Genomic DNA, 15667 nt, shown 5'->3' with positions numbered 1-15667 from the left:
TCCGGTTCGGGGAAGGGGATAGGCATGCGTACCAACAGGGCGAACGAGGCGGCGGAACTCAAGGTCTCCGCCGACGTGGGCCGCTGGCTCCCCCGGCGCAGCAGCCAGGCCGCCGACTGGGAGGCCGGCGACCTGCTCGACATCAAGCGCGGCACCACCGTCAGCGTGGTCATCCCGGCCCGGGACGAGGAGAAGACGGTCGGTGACATCGTTCGCACCGTGCGCCACGACCTGATGGAAACGGTGCCGCTGGTGGACGAACTGCTCGTGGTGGACTCCCGCTCCCAGGACGCGACGGCGAGGGTCGCGGCGGAGGCGGGAGCGACGGTCGTCGCCCAGGATTCGGTGCTGCCCATGCTGTCCGGCATGACGGGCAAGGGCGAGGCGCTGTGGAAGGGGCTCGCGGCCACCACCGGCGACCTCGTGGTCTTCGTCGACGGCGACCTCTACGACTTCACCAGCGACTACGTGACGGGGCTGCTGGGCCCGCTGCTGACCGACGAGTCCGTGGCCTACGTCAAGGGCTTCTACCACCGTCCGCTGGTCGGTTCGTCGGGCACGGACGCCGACGGCGGTGGCCGCGTGACCGAACTCGTGGCGCGCCCGCTGCTGAACATGTACTGGCCGGAACTCGCCGGGTTCGTGCAGCCGCTCGCCGGTGAGTACGCGGGCAGGCGCGAGGTGCTGGAAAGCATTCCGTTCGTGGTGAACTACGGCGTGGAGATCGGCCATCTGATCGACATCCTCGAGTCGCGGGGACTGGACGCACTGGCGCAGGTGGATCTGGGCAAACGGACCCACCGCCACCAGAGCACCCAGGCGCTGGGGCGGATGGCGGGGCAGATCATGCTCACCCTGTTCGACCGGCTCGAACGCTATGGGCGGCTGATTTCGGCGCAGCCGCCCGCGACCCTGCTGGCCCAGTTCCAGCGGGGCGAATCGGGGCACGGGGTGAGCCGGGAAATGGTGCTGACCGATCTGGCGTGCCAGCAGCGGCCCCCGCTGTCGGGCCTGCGGGCGGCCGACGGCAGCGGACGGCGCCGCGAGATCGCCTGAGAGACGGTGCGCGTTGCCGTGAGGGGTCCCGTCACAGCCGTATCGATGCCCTAGTCGGCGAGGCCGCCCAGGGCGATCACCTTGGTGATCCGGGCGCGCACCAGGTACTCGCCCGGCACGGCGTTGCGCTTGCCGAACTCCTCGCCGCGGTCGGCGCCCATGTACCGGGCGCCGATCTCGGTCGAGAACGGCAGCATCTCGTCGAGGTCCTCGTGCAGGGTGGCGACCGCGGTGAACTGCACGAAGGCGTAAGGCGGTTCCTGCTCGTCGACGACGAGCGAGAGCCGCGGGTCGCGGCGGAGGATGCGGCCCTTGACCGTGTCCCGCCCGGTGTTGAAGACCAGTTCGTCGCCGTCGGCGGTTTCGTTGAGCACGAACCAGATCGGTGTGACGTGCGGGGATCCGTCCGCCCGCGTGAGCCCGAGCTTGCCGGTGCGGGTTCCGGTGCCCGCGAACTCCCACCACTGTGCCCTGGTCATCTCGTACATGCGCCCCAAGGTAGTCGATCACCGTTCCGGGCCCGTGCGAAGATGGGGCCATGGCGGGCGGTCCGAGTGTTGACGAGGGGGTGCGCACCCTGCTGCTGCTCATGCCGCGCCTGGTCGGGCGGGCCAAGCGGTTGCCGGTGCCGGAAAGCCTGCGCTCGTTCTCGCTCGCCCCGAGGCACCTTTCGTTGCTGGCCTACCTGCTGTTCGACGGTCCGCTCGCGGTGAACGAGCTGGCCGCGCGGCTGGAGGTGGCGCCGACGACGGTGAGCCTGATGGTCGGCGACCTCAGCCGCAGCGGCATCCTGGAACGCCACGAGGACGAGGCGGACCGGCGCCGCACCATCGTGAGCATCGCCGGCCGCTACCGGGCCGACGTCGAAGCCTGGCTGGCCCATGGTGCCCGTGCCTGGCAGAAGGTGCTCGCGCCGCTCACCCCGGAGCAGCGCCGGATGTTCATCGACACCCTCGAAGCCTACGAGCGCGAGTTCGAAGACGCGGTACCCGATCGGGGCGGACCGCGCGGGGGCTAGTCTGGCCCGTCGTGCGAGATGCGGAGCTGATCAGCGGCGGCCTGGTGGACGAAGGTCTGGCGAGGCGGCTCAAGGCGCTCGCCTGCACCGCGCCCCTGCACGATCTGGACGCGCGCAAGGCGAAGCTGGACTGGGCCGACGCGACGGTCTACCAGATGGCGGAGATCGCGCTGCACACGATCGACCAGGTCACCATCGCGATGGACTTCGACACCGGCGCCGGTCACGACGACGTGGTGCGGCGCTTGCGGCCGTTCATCGCCGCGCAGGCGCCGGACCGCGGCACCGAGGAGCACCTGCGGGTGGCGCGGTGGGTGCTGGACAACCTGATCAACGTGGGCACCACCGACCGCGGTTTCCGCCGCGTGTACGGCAGCGTCGACGCCTCGGGCACCTACCGGCGCCATGCGTTCGACTTCAAGCTGCTGGTCGAACTGGCCGCCCCGGACGGCGAGGTGTACCTGCGGGCCAGTGACGAGGCGATCAACGTGCTGGTCGGGGCGCTGGACACCGACGTCGAATCGGCGCAGATCGCGGCCGAGGTCAAACTGGAGAACCTGATCAGCCGCGGCAGGCTGGCCGACGCCAAGCTCGCCGCCGAGCAGGCCCGCTACCGCACCGTGCAGTACGGGGAAACGCTGCGCGCCAAGCTGGAGGCCACCCGCCGCGACGTGCGCTCGGTGGACTGGGCCGAGGAAATGCCGGAACTGCTGGACTCCGCGCTCGCGCACATCGAGTCCCGGTTCCGCGCCGAAAACGCCATCCTGCGCAACATCACCAAGGCCAGGGACGAGGCCGAGGACGTCGGCCACAAGCGCCGCGCGGCCGAACTGGTGGACATCGTCAGCGACTGCATCGGCAGGCACACCCGCCTGCAGGCGCGGCTGCAGGCGGCGGGGGCGGTCTTCCGCGCCGAGCAGGACCGCCAGCAGTTCTCCGGCCCGCCCCGCCGGGCCACGCTGGACCTGTTCGGGCAGTTGCTGGTGCCGTCGCTGGAGCTGCCGCTGGCCACCGCGGCCGGTCCGGTGGAGCGCTTCTTCCACGGGGTGGCCGGGGTGAGCGTGCCGGCTGTGCCCGCACTGCCGTCGCTGGTGTCGCTGCTGCTGCGGCCGGCGCCCGAGCGGGACCAGCTCGTCGGCGAAGTGCCCGAACCCCAGCTCGTGCCGGCGGAAAACCCCGGCTACTACAGTGATGCGCACTGGCGGCGCGCCGACGAACTGCTCGACCTGCCGGAGGTGCCCCGGCGCCTGTCCGGGCTGCTGGCCGAGGCGCGCGAGAGCGATCCGCGGCTGGCCCGCCTGGTCGCGCTGCGGGCACTGCACTCCTATAGTCCTGAGATCGGCGCGGCGCTCCGGCAGGGGGAAGACCGCGCGCTGCTGGCCGTGGACGACGGGACGCCGCTGGCCGACGAGGAGTTCGGCGGGGCGGACCTGCTGCTGGTGACGGCACGGATCAACGCCCCGGACGCCGGGGCGGAGGGGGAAGTATGAGCAGGCCGGTGAGCACCGGCGACGGGGAGTCCGCGGCCCGGCTGATCGCGTTCGGCCTGCGGCCCAAGCAGTTGCCTTCGCGCGACGTGGTCTATGCCGATCTGGTCCGCCGTTACCGCGAGGACAGCGCCTTCAAGCAGATGACCCATTCGGTGGCGGCCGGGCTCGGGCTGCTGGTGCTGGACGTCAACGCGCAGGCGGGTGCGGTGCTCGCGGCCACCGACGAGTCGGTGTTCGAGATCAGGATGGACACCTACGCGCGGCAGAGCAAGATCCGCGAGCGCCGTGAGACCGAGAAGGTGCTGCACGGCCTGGTCCACCTGGCCACCGCGGCACTGGCCTACCCGCGGCCCGACGATCTGGCCAACGACACCTACGTCGGCCGGGTCAGCGTCGAGCAGGTCGACGGCGTGGTGCGGGAGGCGTGCCGGATCCTGGACGAGCGGGCTTCGAAGGCGGAGCGCAACAACGATCCGCTCTCCGACGCGCCGGAGCTGGAACAGGCGTGGCGGGCCTACGCGCGCCGCCCCGCCGTGGCGGCGACGAAGGACGGCAGGCTCGCCTCCGACACCACGCGGGGGATGGTTTCCCGCGCGCTGCGTTTCCTTGCCGAGCAAGGTTTCCTGGTCCAGGCCGGCACCGAGCAGGGCGGAACCTACCGGACCACGGGGCGCTACCAGGTGCAGGTGCGGGAACTGGCCGCGGACAGCGCCTTCGAGGAACTGCTGGCGCTGGGCGTGGTGGCGGTGCCCGAATCCGGGGGGACGCTTCGTCCGTCCCTTCCGGACACTCTTTGAACCGGGGGACGGGGTAGCGATGTACGAGCTTTCACGGGTGCGCCTGCATTCGGTCGGTCCGGCCGGGGCGCGGTACCAGGACGTGATGCTGGACTTCTCCGGGGTGGGGCCGGTGGTCGCCGCGCCCGCGCAGGACGCGTTGTTCGGCGCCGGGATCCACGCCGCCGGGCAGGGCCTGCCGCGGCGCCCGTCCCCGGCGAGCGTGCTGTTCCTGGAAAACGGCGGCGGGAAGTCCGTCCTGATCAAACTGATCTTCTCCGTGATGCTGCCGGGACGTCGGCAGGTGGTGGGCACGACGAACACGCGTGTGCTGGAGAAGTTCGTCGGCGCCAAGGATGTCGCCCACGTGGTGCTGGAATGGCAGCACACCGGGTCGGGGCAGCGCGTGATCACCGGCAAGGTGTCCCAGTGGCGCGGGCACGTGCTGTCGCAGGATCCGGCGAACCTCGTCGACGCGTGGTACTGCTTCCGGCCCAGCGTGGACACGCACCTGGAGTCGCTGCCGTTCACCGCCGAGGGCAGGCTCTTGACGATGTCGGGCTTCCAGGAACGGCTGGCCCGGGCCCATCGCGACGAGCCGGAGCTGGAGCTGTCGTGGACGCGGCGGCAGCACGAGTGGACCGAGCGGCTCGACGCGCTCGGGCTGGACACCGAACTGTTCCGCTACCAGCGCGCGATGAACGCGGGCGAGGGCGAGGCGGCCGACGCGTTCGCCTTCGGCTCCGACGAAGCCTTCGTGGAATTCCTGCTGCGGGCGGTGCTCTCCGAGGACGATCCGCGGGATCTCGCCGAGGTCGTCAAGACCTACGCGGACAATCTCGGCCAGCGCGGGGACCTGCTGGCGGAACGGGATTTCGTGGCGGGCGCGCTGGATCTGCTCGGACCGCTGAGCGAGGAGGAGTCGTTCGCGGCGGCCTCCCGGAAGCTCGCCGGGGCGGCGCGCGACGAGGCACGGCGGTTCGCGGCCTCGGTGCTGGCCCGCCACGATCTGGAGTCCGGCCGCCTCGCCGGGCTGTCGTCCTATGTGGACGAAGCGCGCGACGCGGAGCGGCTCGCCGAAGGGGATCATCGCAGGCTCGCCGCGGTGGTCACCGAACTGCGGCGCGTGGTGGCCGAACTCCGCCTCGCCGAGGCGACCGGCGAAAAGGCGCGGCTGGACGGTGAACTGGCCGGGGCCAGGGCGAGCGCGCAGGCGTGGCGGGAGACCACGACGGTGCTGGCGCAGGTCAACGCCGCGCGCAAGGCCGCGGACATCCGGCGCCTGGTGGGGCAGCGGGAGGAACGGGCGAAACCCGCGCTCGAAGCGAGGAACGCCGCCGCGCACGCGCTGGCCCGCGGCCTGCTCGCTCTGGCCCGGCAGGCCGGGGAACAGGCCGCCGCCGCCGAGGAGCGCGCGGCCGCCGCGCTGGCCGGGGCGGCCGAGGCGCAGGCCCGCCGGGACGAGGCGACCGGCACCGCGGCCCGCCACCGCGCGGAGGAGTCGCAGCTGAGCGCCCGCATCGGCGAGGTGCGGGCCGAGGTGGCCCAGGCGGTCCGCGAGGGCCTGCTCACCGATGGGACCCAGGTCGCGGAGGCGGCGCGGGAGGCGGCGGCGCTGAGCGAGCGGGCGGCGCGGGAGCTCGCCGCCCGGGAAGCGGAGCGGGAAAGCGTCGCGGAGGAACTGTCCGAGGCGCAGTCGGTGCTGTACGGGGCCCGGCAGCGGATGTCCGAGGCAGGGGCCTTGGCCGACCGCACGGCCGCCGAACTCGCCCGGGCACATCGCCGCACCGACAGCCTCGCGGCTCATCCGCGGCTGCTCGAACTGCTCGGCGGCGACAGCGTCCGGCTCGAAACCGACACCCCGGCGCTGCTGAAGCGGTTGCGGGAGGCGAGGGCCGCGGCCGAACGGGAGCGGACCGCGCTGCGGGTGGCGGATTCGGCCGACGAGCGGTCGCTCGCCGCGCTCGGCAGCGGTGGACTGCTGCCCGCACCGCCCGAGGTGCAGGCCGCGCTCGAGGTCCTGGAGGAGGCCGGGATCACCGCGTGGTCCGGCTGGCGCTATCTGTCCACACTGGACCCCGAACTGCGGGAGCGCGTGCTGGCGCGGCGGCCGCACCTGGTGGGCGGCGTGCTGGTCAACGAGGCCGCGCAGGTGCCGAGGGCACGGGAGGCGCTGGCCGCGGCGCGGCTGCTACCGGGCGTGGTGCTGCCCGTCGCCACCACACAGGCGGTGCGCGGTGACCAAGCCGCGCCGGGGGTGGAGTTCCTGGTCCCGCCGAACCCGGCGATGTACGACGAAGAGGCCGCCGAAGCCGAGCGTCGCGCGATCCTGGCCCGGAGTGCCCGCAGGCGGAAGCAGTTCGACGCGCTGTCCGGGGCGATCGACGACGATGCGGCACTGGAGTGGAAACTCGCCGCCTGGCGGGAGGACTATCCGGTCGGCGCCCTCGGTTCGCTGGCCGAGCAGGCCGAAGACGCGGCGGGGGAACTCGCCGAAGCGCGAGCCGCGGCGGAAGCGGCCGAACGCGCGCTCGGGGAACTGACCGGGCGCCGTGAGCGCCTGCGCGAGGCGGTACCCGCGGCCCGTGCCCTGGCGCGGGAAACGGAGGAGCGCGCGCGAAGGCTGGCCGCGCTCGCCGGGCGGGTCGCCAGGATTCCACAGTGGACCGAGGAGATCGAGCGGGTCCGCGAGATCGTGGCGCGGGCGGTGGCCGAGGCCGGGCAGGCGGCCTCCCGTGCCGAGCGGTTCCGGGAGGAAGCCGCCGAGGAACAGCGCACGGCCGACGGGCATCGCCGGACCGTCAGCAGTGCCAGGGCCGAGCTCGCGGAGGTGCCCGGCGGCGGCTCGGTGTCCGAAGAGGACGGTGTGCCCGCCGAACCGGTGGACGCGTTGCGCCGTGCCTTCGCCTCCGCCGTCGATGCCTACGCGAAGGTCGAGGTCGGCGGCGACCTGCGGGCCGAACTGGACCAGGCGGAGTCGGCGGAAGCCGCGACACGGGCGGCACTGGAGGCGCTGGAGCCCGCGGTGCGCGAGGAGGCGGCGCGCCTGCTGGAGACCCCGGACGGTTCCGACGCCGCCGCGCGCGCGGCCGCCCAGGCCAGGGCGGGCCGGGTGGTGGCCGCGCTGGAGGCCGAGCACGGCGGGGCGATCGGACGGGTCGCCACCTGCAGGGCGGAGCTGGACCAGCTGCCCCGGCAGGGCGCCTCCCTCGAGGTGCGGCCGCGCGACATCGGGCACGGCCGCGAACTCATCGACGAGGCGGTCCAGGAGGCGAGTGCCGCCGCCCGCGCCTGCGAACGGGCGCAGGCCCGGCGCGCCGAGGCCGAGCGGGCCGTGGAATCGGCGAAGGAAGCCGCCGCCGGGTTCGGCATGCTCGCCGAATCCCTGCGGCACCTCGCGGGCGAGACGGCGGGCGAGACCGTGTTCGACGGCGCTGTCGAGGCCGCGCAGGCCCGCCACCGCAAGCTGACCGCCGCCCTCGCCGACGCGGAAACCGCCGTGGACCACGCGGAGAAGCGGGTACGGGCCGCCGCGGACGCGCTCGCCCAGTACGCCACGGACAAGCGGTTCGAGAAGCTGTCCAGCCCGGTCCGCCAGCAGATCATCTCGGTGCGGCGCGACAGCCTGCCCGCCTCGGCGGCGGAGTGGGCGGCGGCGCTGAAACCGCGCCTGCGCACCCTCACCGACGACCTGGCGCAGATCGACCGCCACCGCCGCAGCATCGTGGCGCGCCTGCAGGGCCTGGTCGAAGGCGGGCTGCGGATGCTGCGCTCGGCGCAGCGGCTGTCGCGGCTGCCCGAGGGGCTCGGCGACTGGTCGGGCCAGGAGTTCCTGCGCATCCGGTTCGCCGACCCCGACGAGACGGAGCTGGCGGAGGCGCTGGGGCAGGTCGTGGACGAGGCGGCCGCGGGCCGGACCGCCGACGGCCGCGAGGTCAAGCGGGACGGGATGACCCTGGTGCTGCGCGGAGTGCGGGCCGCCGTGCCCAGGGGGTTCCGGGTCGACATGCTCAAACCGGACTCGGTGCTGCGGACCGAGCGGCAGCGCGTGTCGGAGATCCGTGACGTGTTCTCGGGCGGCCAGCAGCTGACCGCCGCGATCATCCTCTACTGCACGCTCGCCGCGCTGCGGGCGAACAACCGGGGCCGGATGCGCAACCCGCATTCCGGGGTGCTGTTCCTGGACAACCCGATCGGCCGGGCCTCGGCGGGCTACCTGCTCGAACTGCAGCGGGTGGTCGCCGAGGCGCTGGGGGTGCAGCTGATCTACACCACGGGGCTGTTCGACGCGGGCGCGCTGTCGGAGTTCCCGCTGATCATCCGGCTCCGCAACGACGCCGACCTGCGGGCGGGCCGCAAGTACCTGTCGGTGGAGACGACCGTCCGCCGGGAGCTCGACGAACTGCCGCCCCCCGACGGCACCTCGTACCTTTCGGCCACCCGCCTGTTCACCAGGGCATCGGAGACGGCGTGACGGCGGCGCAGGAGTGCGGTCAGCTTCCGCGGATGGCGGACTGGTAGGCGGCCAGCGCGGCGGGGTCGTCGATGCTGCCGTGGTGGTGGAACTGCGACCACCGGCCGTCGTCGTACCGGAAGTAGCGGCTGGTGCGGATGGACAGCGGCACCGCGGGGGAGCCGCCGACGGAGTATTCGCCGGTTTCGCGGCCGGCGAAGACGGCGTGCCGGTCGTCGGCGTACTCGACGATGTCCCCGAAGGTGACGGTGACCCGCGCCGGGCCGTGGAAGACGCGGTCGTAGAGCTCGGTGATCGGCTCGCCGCCGCGCAGGATCCCGCCGAGCGGATTGTTCAGCTGCGCGAGCGGGTCCTTCGTCCACACCTGGGCGAAGGCGTCGAGATCGCGGTGGTTGAACGCGTAGTAGAACGATTCGAGGGCGGCGAGCGCGCCGTCGAGGCCGGGGGAGGTGGTCTCGGCGAGGCGGTTGCGGGAGCCGGGGCCGAAGGACAGGTCGAGCAGGCGGGTCATGACGTGCTCCTTCACGGGTACAGTGTTCGATGGAGGTCGACCAGATGAGTGTACGACAGCAATCAAACACAGCGCGAGAGCGGACCTACGACAACGCCCGGGCGCGCGGGCTGACCCATGTGCACCCCCGGGACGTCCCGCTCCAGGACGCGCTGACCGCGGTCGCCGACCCCGTGCGGCGCGCCATCCTTCGCGAGCTCGCGGGACTGCCGGACTGGACCAAGGCCTGCGGCACCTTCGACCTGCCGGTGACCAAGGCGACCCGCAGCCACCACTTCGCCGTCCTGCGCGCCGCGGGGCTCGTCGAGCAGCGCGACGAAGGGGCCCGCCGCCTCAACCGCCTCCGCCGCCCCGAATTCGACGAGGCCTTCCCCGGCCTGCTCGACCTGATCCTGGCCGAACGGCCCTAGAAGCCGATGCCGGAAACCATGGAAGAGTTGGCCGCGCGACTTGTCTCGCTGGGCTGGGCGACGCGGAAAACCCTGGTGGGGTGCTCGCCGGAGGAAGTCGACGAAGTCCGACGGGTCCAGCAGGTCGAGCGTCTGCCCTCCCAGTATGAACAGTTTCTGCTGACCATGGGAAAGCGCGCGGGTGTTTTTCTGCGCGGAAGCTCGTTCTTCTACCGTGAGATCGTGGAGATCGCCGACGAGGTTTCCGATTTTCTGGAGGAAAGCAACGTCACCCATCTGATGTCACCCGGGTCGGTTTTCGTGGGCATGCACCAGGGATACGAGCTCTACTGGCTCGAGCCCGGGCAGCCCTCGGGGCGGCTCAATTTCCACCTGGAGGGAGAAGAAGTCATACGCAGGAGTTGGCCGACGCTGCTCGATTTTCTCGCGGGCAAGGTCGAGGAGGAGAAGCAAATCATCGAGTGGTCGCTTCGGTTTCGCTAGTCCTTGCGGCCGGTGAGGGCGAGCCCGGCGCCGAGTCCGATCATCACCATGCCGCCGGTGCCACCGATGAGTTCGAGCCGCCGGGGGGAGCGGGCGAACCAGGTGCGGGCGGCCCCGGCGACCAGGGCCCACGCGCTGTCGGACAGCACCGCGATGACCGGCAGGCACACGCCAAGGATCATGATCTGCACCGGTACCCGCCCGGCCGCCGGGACGACGAACTGCGGGAGCACCGCGGCGAGGAACACGATCGACTTCGGGTTGGCGAACCCGACCACGAACCCGTCGCGCAGCACCGCGGGCACCCGCCCGGGGCCGGCCGGGGCGCTCACGGCGAAGGCATCGGTGAGCCTGCGGCGATGCCGCACCGCCTGCACGCCGAGGTAGACCAGATAGGCCGCCCCCGCGAGCTTGATCACGGTGAACACCGCCGCCGAGGTCTGGACCAGTGCCCCCAGCCCGAAGGCCACCGCCACCACCTGCGTGTACACCCCGGCGGCGTTGCCGAGCACGGTGAGCAGCGCGTCGCGCCGCCCGACCGTGAGCGCGCGGCTGATGGTGAACAGCACGCTCGGCCCGGGCACGACCACCATGACGAACACGAGCGCGGCGAACGCCACGAAGTGACTCGGGGAGACCATGCCCGGGACCCTAGCCCTCCCGCCCGAGCCGGTGGAACTCCTTTCACCACCGCCCCGCGTTTGCCGTGAGGGGTCCCCTCACGGCCCTATCGACCAGGGCCCCGGCAAAGTCCGGTCGGCTCGGGTCCGCCGGGCGAGTCCCACGGTGGTGCGCCCGTGTCCCACGCTTAGACGGGTGTGGTCCCGCGGTGGGGCCGGGGCGGGGTGCCCTGAAGGTCGCCTTCAGGGTCATAAACGCCCTCAAGGCCACCTTGAGGGCACGCCCCTTGGTCCCGCGAGTGCCGCTCCCCCGTCAAACGACTGCCGTGAGGGGCCCCTCACGGCCGCGTGGACGCCAGAGCGCAGGGTGTTCGGGCCGGTTATGTCGGGGGGTGTTGGTAGGAAGATCGCGTGACGCCCCGAATCGACGCCGCCGAGCGGCGGGCGCGCCTGATGGCGCGCCATCACCTCGCCACCCCGGCGGCGAGCCCCGAACAGGTCGCGGAAAGCCTGGTCGCGCTGCATGCCACCGATCCGGCGACCGTGCACCTGTCCGCGGCAGTGCGCCTGGCCGAGCCCGAGACGGTCGAGCGCGCCCTCTACGAGGACCGGGTGCTGCTGCGCATGCTCGGCATGCGCCGCACCGTGTTCGTCGTGCCCGCCACGCTCGCCCCGGTCGTGCAGGCCGCCTGCGCCGGCGATATCGCGCAGCGTGAGCGGAAACGGCTCGTCCAGCACCTGGGCACGGCGGGGCTCGATACCGACCTGTCCGGGTGGCTGGCCGAAGTGGAGGAGGGGGCCTATGCCGCGCTGCGCGCCCTGGGCACGGCACATGCCGAGGAGATCGCCGCCGCCGAGCCCCGGCTGCGCACGCAGATCGTGATGGCCGAGGGCAAGCCCTACGAGGCGAGGCCCTTCATCACCAACCGGGTGCTGTTCCTGCTCGCCGCGAGCGGCCGGATCGTGCGGGGCAGGCCGCGCGGTTCCTGGCTGTCCACGCAGTACGCGTGGGCCACGGCCGAGCACTGGATCGACGGCGGCCTCCCCGTACTGGCGCCGGACACCGCGCGCGCCGAACTGGCGCGGCGCTGGCTGCGGGTCTTCGGGCCGGCGACGGTGGAGGACCTCAAGTGGTGGACGGGCTGGACGGCGGGCCAGGTGCGCAAGGCGCTGACGGCGGTCGGCCCGGCCGAGGTGGACCTGGACGGCACGCCGGGCATCGCGCTGCCGGACGATCCCGGCCCCGTACCGGCGTCCGAGCCGTCGGCGGCACTGCTGCCCGCGCTCGATCCGACCCCGATGGGGTGGCTCCACCGCGACTGGTATCTCGGGGACCATCAGGGCGCTCTGTTCGACCGCACCGGCAACATCGGGCCGACGGTGTGGTGGGACGGCCGGATAGTGGGCGGCTGGGCGCAGCGGTCCGACGGCGAGATCGTCCACCGTCTGCTCGAAGACGTCGGCCGTGCCGCGGAAACGGCCATCGCGGCGGAAAGTGCCCGCCTGCAGGATTGGCTGGGAACGCGGCGGGTTACCCCCAAGTTCCGGACACCGCTGGAAAAAGGGCTCGTTTCTTGATCGATTCCCCCCATGGCGGGACAGGGGGTGGCCAGGTGGCGGACATCTCGTTGGTCCATGCCGATCGGCCCAGGCCAGCACGCTAGGGTGGCCGGGAGCCCGAAGATGTGTTGTCCCGGCCGAAGGCCGGGACGGACCCGAGGAGAGAAGAGTAGTGACGGTTCGCGTAGGTGTGAACGGCTTCGGTCGGATCGGCCGTAACTTCTTCCGCGCGGTGCAGGCCGCCGGTCACGACATCGAGGTGGTCGCCTTCAACGACCTCGGTGACGTCGCGACGATGGCGCAACTGCTCAAGTACGACAGCATCCTGGGCCGCTACCCCGAAGAGGTGACCGTCAGCGACGAGGGCATCGTCGTGGGCGGCAAGACGATCAAGGCGCTGGCCGAGCGCGACCCGGCCAACCTCCCGTGGGGCGACCTGGGCGTCGACGTGGTCGTCGAGTCGACCGGTTTCTTCACCAACGCCGACGCGGCCAAGGCCCACATCGCGGGCGGCGCCAAGAAGGTGATCATCTCCGCGCCCGCCAAGGGTGAGGACCTGACCGTCGTGCTGGGTGTCAACGACAAGCTCTACGACGGCTCGCAGACGATCATCTCGAACGCGTCCTGCACCACCAACTGCCTCGGCCCGCTGGCCAAGGTGCTGCACGAGGCCTTCGGTATCGAAAAGGGCCTGATGACCACCATCCACGCCTACACGCAGGACCAGAACCTGCAGGACGGCCCGCACAAGGACCCGCGCCGCGCCCGCGCCGCCGCGCTGAACGTCGTGCCGACCTCCACCGGTGCCGCGAAGGCGATCGGGCTGGTGCTGCCGGAGCTCAACGGCAAGCTGGACGGCTACTCGCTGCGCGTGCCCGTGCCCACCGGCTCGATCACGGACCTGACCGTCAACCTGACGAAGAAGGCCACCGTCGAGGAGATCAACGCCGCGTACCAGGCCGCCGCGGAGGGCCCGCTCAAGGGCATCCTGCGCTACAGCGAGGACCCGATCGTCTCCAGCGACATCGTCAACGACCCGGCCTCGTGCATCTACGACGCGCCGCTGACCAAGGTCATCGACGACCAGGTGAAGGTGTTCGGCTGGTACGACAACGAGTGGGGCTACTCGAACCGCCTCGCGGACCTGGTGACGCTCGTCGGCTCGAAGCTGTCCTGACGAACATGACCGTGAAGACTCTGGAAGACCTGCTCGCCGAGGGGGTCGCCGGTCGCCGGGTGCTGGTGCGCTCGGACCTCAACGTCCCCCTCGACGGCACCACCATCACCGACGACGGCCGGGTCCGGGCCGCGCTGCCCACCATCCGGCGCCTGGCCGAGGCCGGCGCCAAGGTGGTCGTCGCGGCCCACCTGGGCAGGCCCAAGGGCGCGCCGGAGCCGAAGTACTCGCTCGCCCCGGTCGCCGCGCGGCTCGGTGAGCTGCTGGGCGCCGAGGTGCGCCTCGCCGGTGACGTCGTCGGCGAGCAGGCGAAGTCCGTGACCGGTTCCCTGGCCGACGGTGCGGTCGCCCTGCTGGAGAACGTGCGGTTCGACCCGCGCGAGACGAGCAAGGTGGAGGCCGAGCGCGCCGAACTGGCGGCGGAGTTCGCCGCGCTGCTCGGCGAGGGTGGCGCGTTCGTGTCCGACGGATTCGGTGTGGTGCACCGCAAGCAGGCCTCGGTCTACGACGTGGCCCGGGTGCTGCCCGCCTACGCGGGTGGTCTCGTGCTCGCCGAGCTCGAGGTGCTGAGCAGGCTCACCGGCGACCCGCAGCGCCCGTACGTGGTGGTGCTCGGCGGGTCGAAGGTGTCGGACAAGCTGGCGGTGATCGAGGCCCTGCTGCCGAAGGTCGACAAGTTGCTCATCGGCGGGGGAATGGCCTTCACCTTCCTCTCCGCCCAGGGGCACGACGTCGGCGCTTCGCTGCTGGAGGCCGATTTCGTCGGCACCGCCCGCAAGCTGCTCGACGAGCACGGTGACAAGATCGTCGTCCCGGTCGACGTCGTCGTGGCCGACAGGTTCGCGGCGGACGCGGCCACCGACACGGTGGGCGCGGAGGCCATCCCGGCGGGCTGGATGGGCCTGGACATCGGTCCGCGCACCGTCGAGCTGTTCGCGGCCGAGGTGGCGGGCGCGAAGACGGTGTTCTGGAACGGGCCCGCGGGAGTGTTCGAGCTGGCTCCGTTCGCGGCGGGTACCCGGGGCGTGGCGCAGGCCATCGCCGACTCCGGCGCGTTCAGCGTGGTCGGCGGTGGCGACTCGGCCGCCGCGGTCCGCCTGCTCGGGCTGCCCGAGGACGGGTTCTCGCACATCTCGACCGGTGGCGGCGCCTCCCTGGAGTACCTGGAGGGCAAGGAACTGCCCGGCGTCGCGGTGCTGGGAGAGGGAGACTGATGGCGCGCAAGCCGCTGATCGCCGGCAACTGGAAGATGAACCTCAACCACCTCGAGGCCATCGCCCTGGTGCAGAAGATCGCGTTCTCCCTGCCGGAGAAGTACTACGCCAAGGTGGATGTGGCGGTCCTGCCGCCGTTCACCGACATCCGCAGCATCCAGACCCTGGTCGACGGGGACAAGCTGCTGCTGACCTACGGGGCGCAGGACCTCTCGCCGCACGATTCCGGTGCCTACACCGGCGACGTGTCGGGGCCGATGCTGGCCAAGCTCGGGTGTTCGTACGTGACCGTCGGGCACTCCGAGCGGCGCGAGTACCACCACGAGGACGACGAGCTGGTCAACAAGAAGGTCAAGGCCGCCATCAAGCACGGGATCAAGCCGATCCTGTGCGTGGGTGAGCAGCAGGAGGTGCGCGACTCCGGTGCGCACCTCGGCCACTGCACCAGCCAGTTGCTCGCCGGGCTCAAGGGCCTCAAGGCCGAGCAGGTCGCCGAGCACGTGGTGGTCGCCTACGAACCGGTGTGGGCGATCGGCACCGGCAAGGTCGCCACTCCCGCCGACGCCGAAGAGGTGTGCAAGGCGCTGAGGGGTGCTCTGGCGGAGAAGTACGGCACCGAGGTGGCCGAGGCGGTCCGCGTGCTCTACGGCGGTTCGGTCAAGTCGGGCAACGTCGCCGAACTGGTGGCCTGCGAGAACATCGACGGCGGGCTGGTCGGCGGGGCGAGCCTGCAGGCCGACGAGTTCACCAAGCTGTGCGCACTGGCCGCCGGGGGACCGCTGCCGTAACTCTTGCGGGCGACGAGTAGTCTGGCAATCTCAGACCGTCACACGATCAGGCAGGTCTTCGCGGTAACGTACGATCGGGCCAAGTCGGCC

14 protein-coding genes are annotated in these 15667 nt (G+C 71.8%); 11 read left to right on the top strand and 3 right to left on the bottom strand.

Annotation, left to right across the window (positions count from 1 at the left end; translation table 11 throughout):
* The first annotated feature begins 24 nt into the window (after positions 1-24).
* Complete coding sequence (locus tag ORV05_RS18700; protein ID WP_268440724.1) at positions 25-1056, top strand: glucosyl-3-phosphoglycerate synthase; 1032 nt, start codon at positions 25-27, stop codon at positions 1054-1056.
* A gap of 50 nt (positions 1057-1106) precedes the next feature.
* Here ORV05_RS18700 and ORV05_RS18695 read toward each other — a convergent pair whose 3' ends face one another.
* Positions 1107-1544 carry a PPOX class F420-dependent oxidoreductase gene (locus tag ORV05_RS18695; RefSeq protein ID WP_268440722.1) on the bottom strand — a complete coding sequence of 146 codons (438 nt, stop codon included), beginning with the start codon at positions 1542-1544 and terminating at the stop codon, positions 1107-1109.
* Between the two features lie 50 nt (positions 1545-1594).
* Between ORV05_RS18695 and ORV05_RS18690 the strand changes: the two genes are divergently transcribed.
* Genes ORV05_RS18690 through ORV05_RS18675 form a run of 4 tightly spaced genes read left to right on the top strand, consistent with a single transcriptional unit; the run spans position 1595 to position 8814 of the window.
* A complete protein-coding gene (locus tag ORV05_RS18690; protein WP_268440721.1) occupies positions 1595-2074 on the top strand; it encodes a MarR family winged helix-turn-helix transcriptional regulator in 480 nt (159 codons plus the stop codon).
* Between the two features lie 11 nt (positions 2075-2085).
* Positions 2086-3564 (top strand): hypothetical protein, encoded by a 1479-nt coding sequence (locus tag ORV05_RS18685; RefSeq protein WP_268440719.1) that lies wholly within the window; start codon positions 2086-2088, stop codon positions 3562-3564.
* Positions 3561-4361, top strand: a complete 801-nt coding sequence (locus ORV05_RS18680; protein ID WP_268440717.1) for a hypothetical protein — start codon at positions 3561-3563, stop codon at positions 4359-4361. The genes ORV05_RS18685 and ORV05_RS18680 overlap by 4 nt, the downstream gene beginning before the upstream one ends.
* Before the next feature lie 19 nt (positions 4362-4380).
* Positions 4381-8814 (top strand): hypothetical protein, encoded by a 4434-nt coding sequence (locus ORV05_RS18675; RefSeq protein WP_268440715.1) that lies wholly within the window; start codon positions 4381-4383, stop codon positions 8812-8814.
* Between the two features lie 19 nt (positions 8815-8833).
* On the opposite strand, the gene ORV05_RS18670 is transcribed toward ORV05_RS18675, so the two are convergent.
* Positions 8834-9325: a YybH family protein gene (locus tag ORV05_RS18670; protein WP_144587186.1), complete on the bottom strand. Its 492-nt coding sequence runs from the start codon at positions 9323-9325 to the stop codon at positions 8834-8836.
* A 44-nt stretch (positions 9326-9369) separates the two neighbouring features.
* On the opposite strand from ORV05_RS18670, the gene ORV05_RS18665 reads away from it, so the two are divergent.
* Both ORV05_RS18665 and ORV05_RS18660 read left to right on the top strand, forming a co-directional pair.
* Entirely contained in the window at positions 9370-9735 is a 366-nt protein-coding gene (locus ORV05_RS18665) for an ArsR/SmtB family transcription factor (protein WP_268440713.1), read from the top strand.
* Between the two features lie 6 nt (positions 9736-9741).
* Complete coding sequence (locus ORV05_RS18660) at positions 9742-10218, top strand: hypothetical protein (RefSeq protein WP_268440711.1); 477 nt, start codon at positions 9742-9744, stop codon at positions 10216-10218.
* Here ORV05_RS18660 and ORV05_RS18655 read toward each other — a convergent pair.
* Positions 10215-10859, bottom strand: a complete 645-nt coding sequence (locus tag ORV05_RS18655) for a LysE family translocator (RefSeq protein ID WP_268440710.1) — start codon at positions 10857-10859, stop codon at positions 10215-10217. The genes ORV05_RS18660 and ORV05_RS18655 overlap by 4 nt on opposite strands.
* Before the next feature lie 390 nt (positions 10860-11249).
* Here ORV05_RS18655 and ORV05_RS18650 point away from each other — a divergent pair, with 390 nt between their 5' ends.
* The 4 genes from ORV05_RS18650 to tpiA all read left to right on the top strand — a co-directional run bounded on the left by ORV05_RS18650 (position 11250) and on the right by tpiA (position 15577).
* Positions 11250-12416: a winged helix DNA-binding domain-containing protein gene (locus ORV05_RS18650; RefSeq protein WP_268440708.1), complete on the top strand. Its 1167-nt coding sequence runs from the start codon at positions 11250-11252 to the stop codon at positions 12414-12416.
* Positions 12417-12570: 154 nt separating this feature from the next.
* Complete coding sequence (gene gap / locus ORV05_RS18645) at positions 12571-13575, top strand: type I glyceraldehyde-3-phosphate dehydrogenase (protein ID WP_268440706.1); 1005 nt, start codon at positions 12571-12573, stop codon at positions 13573-13575.
* Between the two features lie 11 nt (positions 13576-13586).
* Positions 13587-14789 carry a phosphoglycerate kinase gene (locus ORV05_RS18640; RefSeq protein ID WP_326938155.1) on the top strand — a complete coding sequence of 401 codons (1203 nt, stop codon included), beginning with the start codon at positions 13587-13589 and terminating at the stop codon, positions 14787-14789.
* Positions 14789-15577, top strand: coding sequence for a triose-phosphate isomerase (gene tpiA, locus ORV05_RS18635; protein WP_144587181.1), 789 nt, complete (start codon positions 14789-14791; stop codon positions 15575-15577). The genes ORV05_RS18640 and tpiA overlap by 1 nt, the downstream gene beginning before the upstream one ends.
* The last annotated feature ends 90 nt before the right edge of the window (positions 15578-15667 follow it).

The organism is Amycolatopsis cynarae, from assembly GCF_026802195.1.
Classification (GTDB): domain Bacteria; phylum Actinomycetota; class Actinomycetes; order Mycobacteriales; family Pseudonocardiaceae; genus Amycolatopsis_E; species Amycolatopsis_E rhizosphaerae.
The sequence above is the reverse complement of the archived record's forward strand: the minus strand, read 5'-3'. Positions and strand labels throughout refer to the sequence as shown.

Excerpts from the sequence above, each read along its gene's own strand:
- tpiA (WP_144587181.1), top strand. The coding sequence starts at position 14,789 with ATGGCGCGCAAGCCGCTGATCGCCGGCAACTGGAAGATGAACCTCAAC.
- ORV05_RS18670 (WP_144587186.1), bottom strand. The coding sequence starts at position 9,325 with ATGACCCGCCTGCTCGACCTGTCCTTCGGCCCCGGCTCCCGCAACCGC.
- ORV05_RS18655 (WP_268440710.1), bottom strand. The coding sequence starts at position 10,859 with ATGGTCTCCCCGAGTCACTTCGTGGCGTTCGCCGCGCTCGTGTTCGTC.
- ORV05_RS18690 (WP_268440721.1), top strand. The coding sequence starts at position 1,595 with ATGGCGGGCGGTCCGAGTGTTGACGAGGGGGTGCGCACCCTGCTGCTG.
- ORV05_RS18695 (WP_268440722.1), bottom strand. The coding sequence starts at position 1,544 with ATGTACGAGATGACCAGGGCACAGTGGTGGGAGTTCGCGGGCACCGGA.
- ORV05_RS18700 (WP_268440724.1), top strand. The coding sequence starts at position 25 with ATGCGTACCAACAGGGCGAACGAGGCGGCGGAACTCAAGGTCTCCGCC.
- ORV05_RS18665 (WP_268440713.1), top strand. The coding sequence starts at position 9,370 with ATGAGTGTACGACAGCAATCAAACACAGCGCGAGAGCGGACCTACGAC.
- ORV05_RS18680 (WP_268440717.1), top strand. The coding sequence starts at position 3,561 with ATGAGCAGGCCGGTGAGCACCGGCGACGGGGAGTCCGCGGCCCGGCTG.
- ORV05_RS18660 (WP_268440711.1), top strand. The coding sequence starts at position 9,742 with ATGCCGGAAACCATGGAAGAGTTGGCCGCGCGACTTGTCTCGCTGGGC.
- ORV05_RS18675 (WP_268440715.1), top strand. The coding sequence starts at position 4,381 with ATGTACGAGCTTTCACGGGTGCGCCTGCATTCGGTCGGTCCGGCCGGG.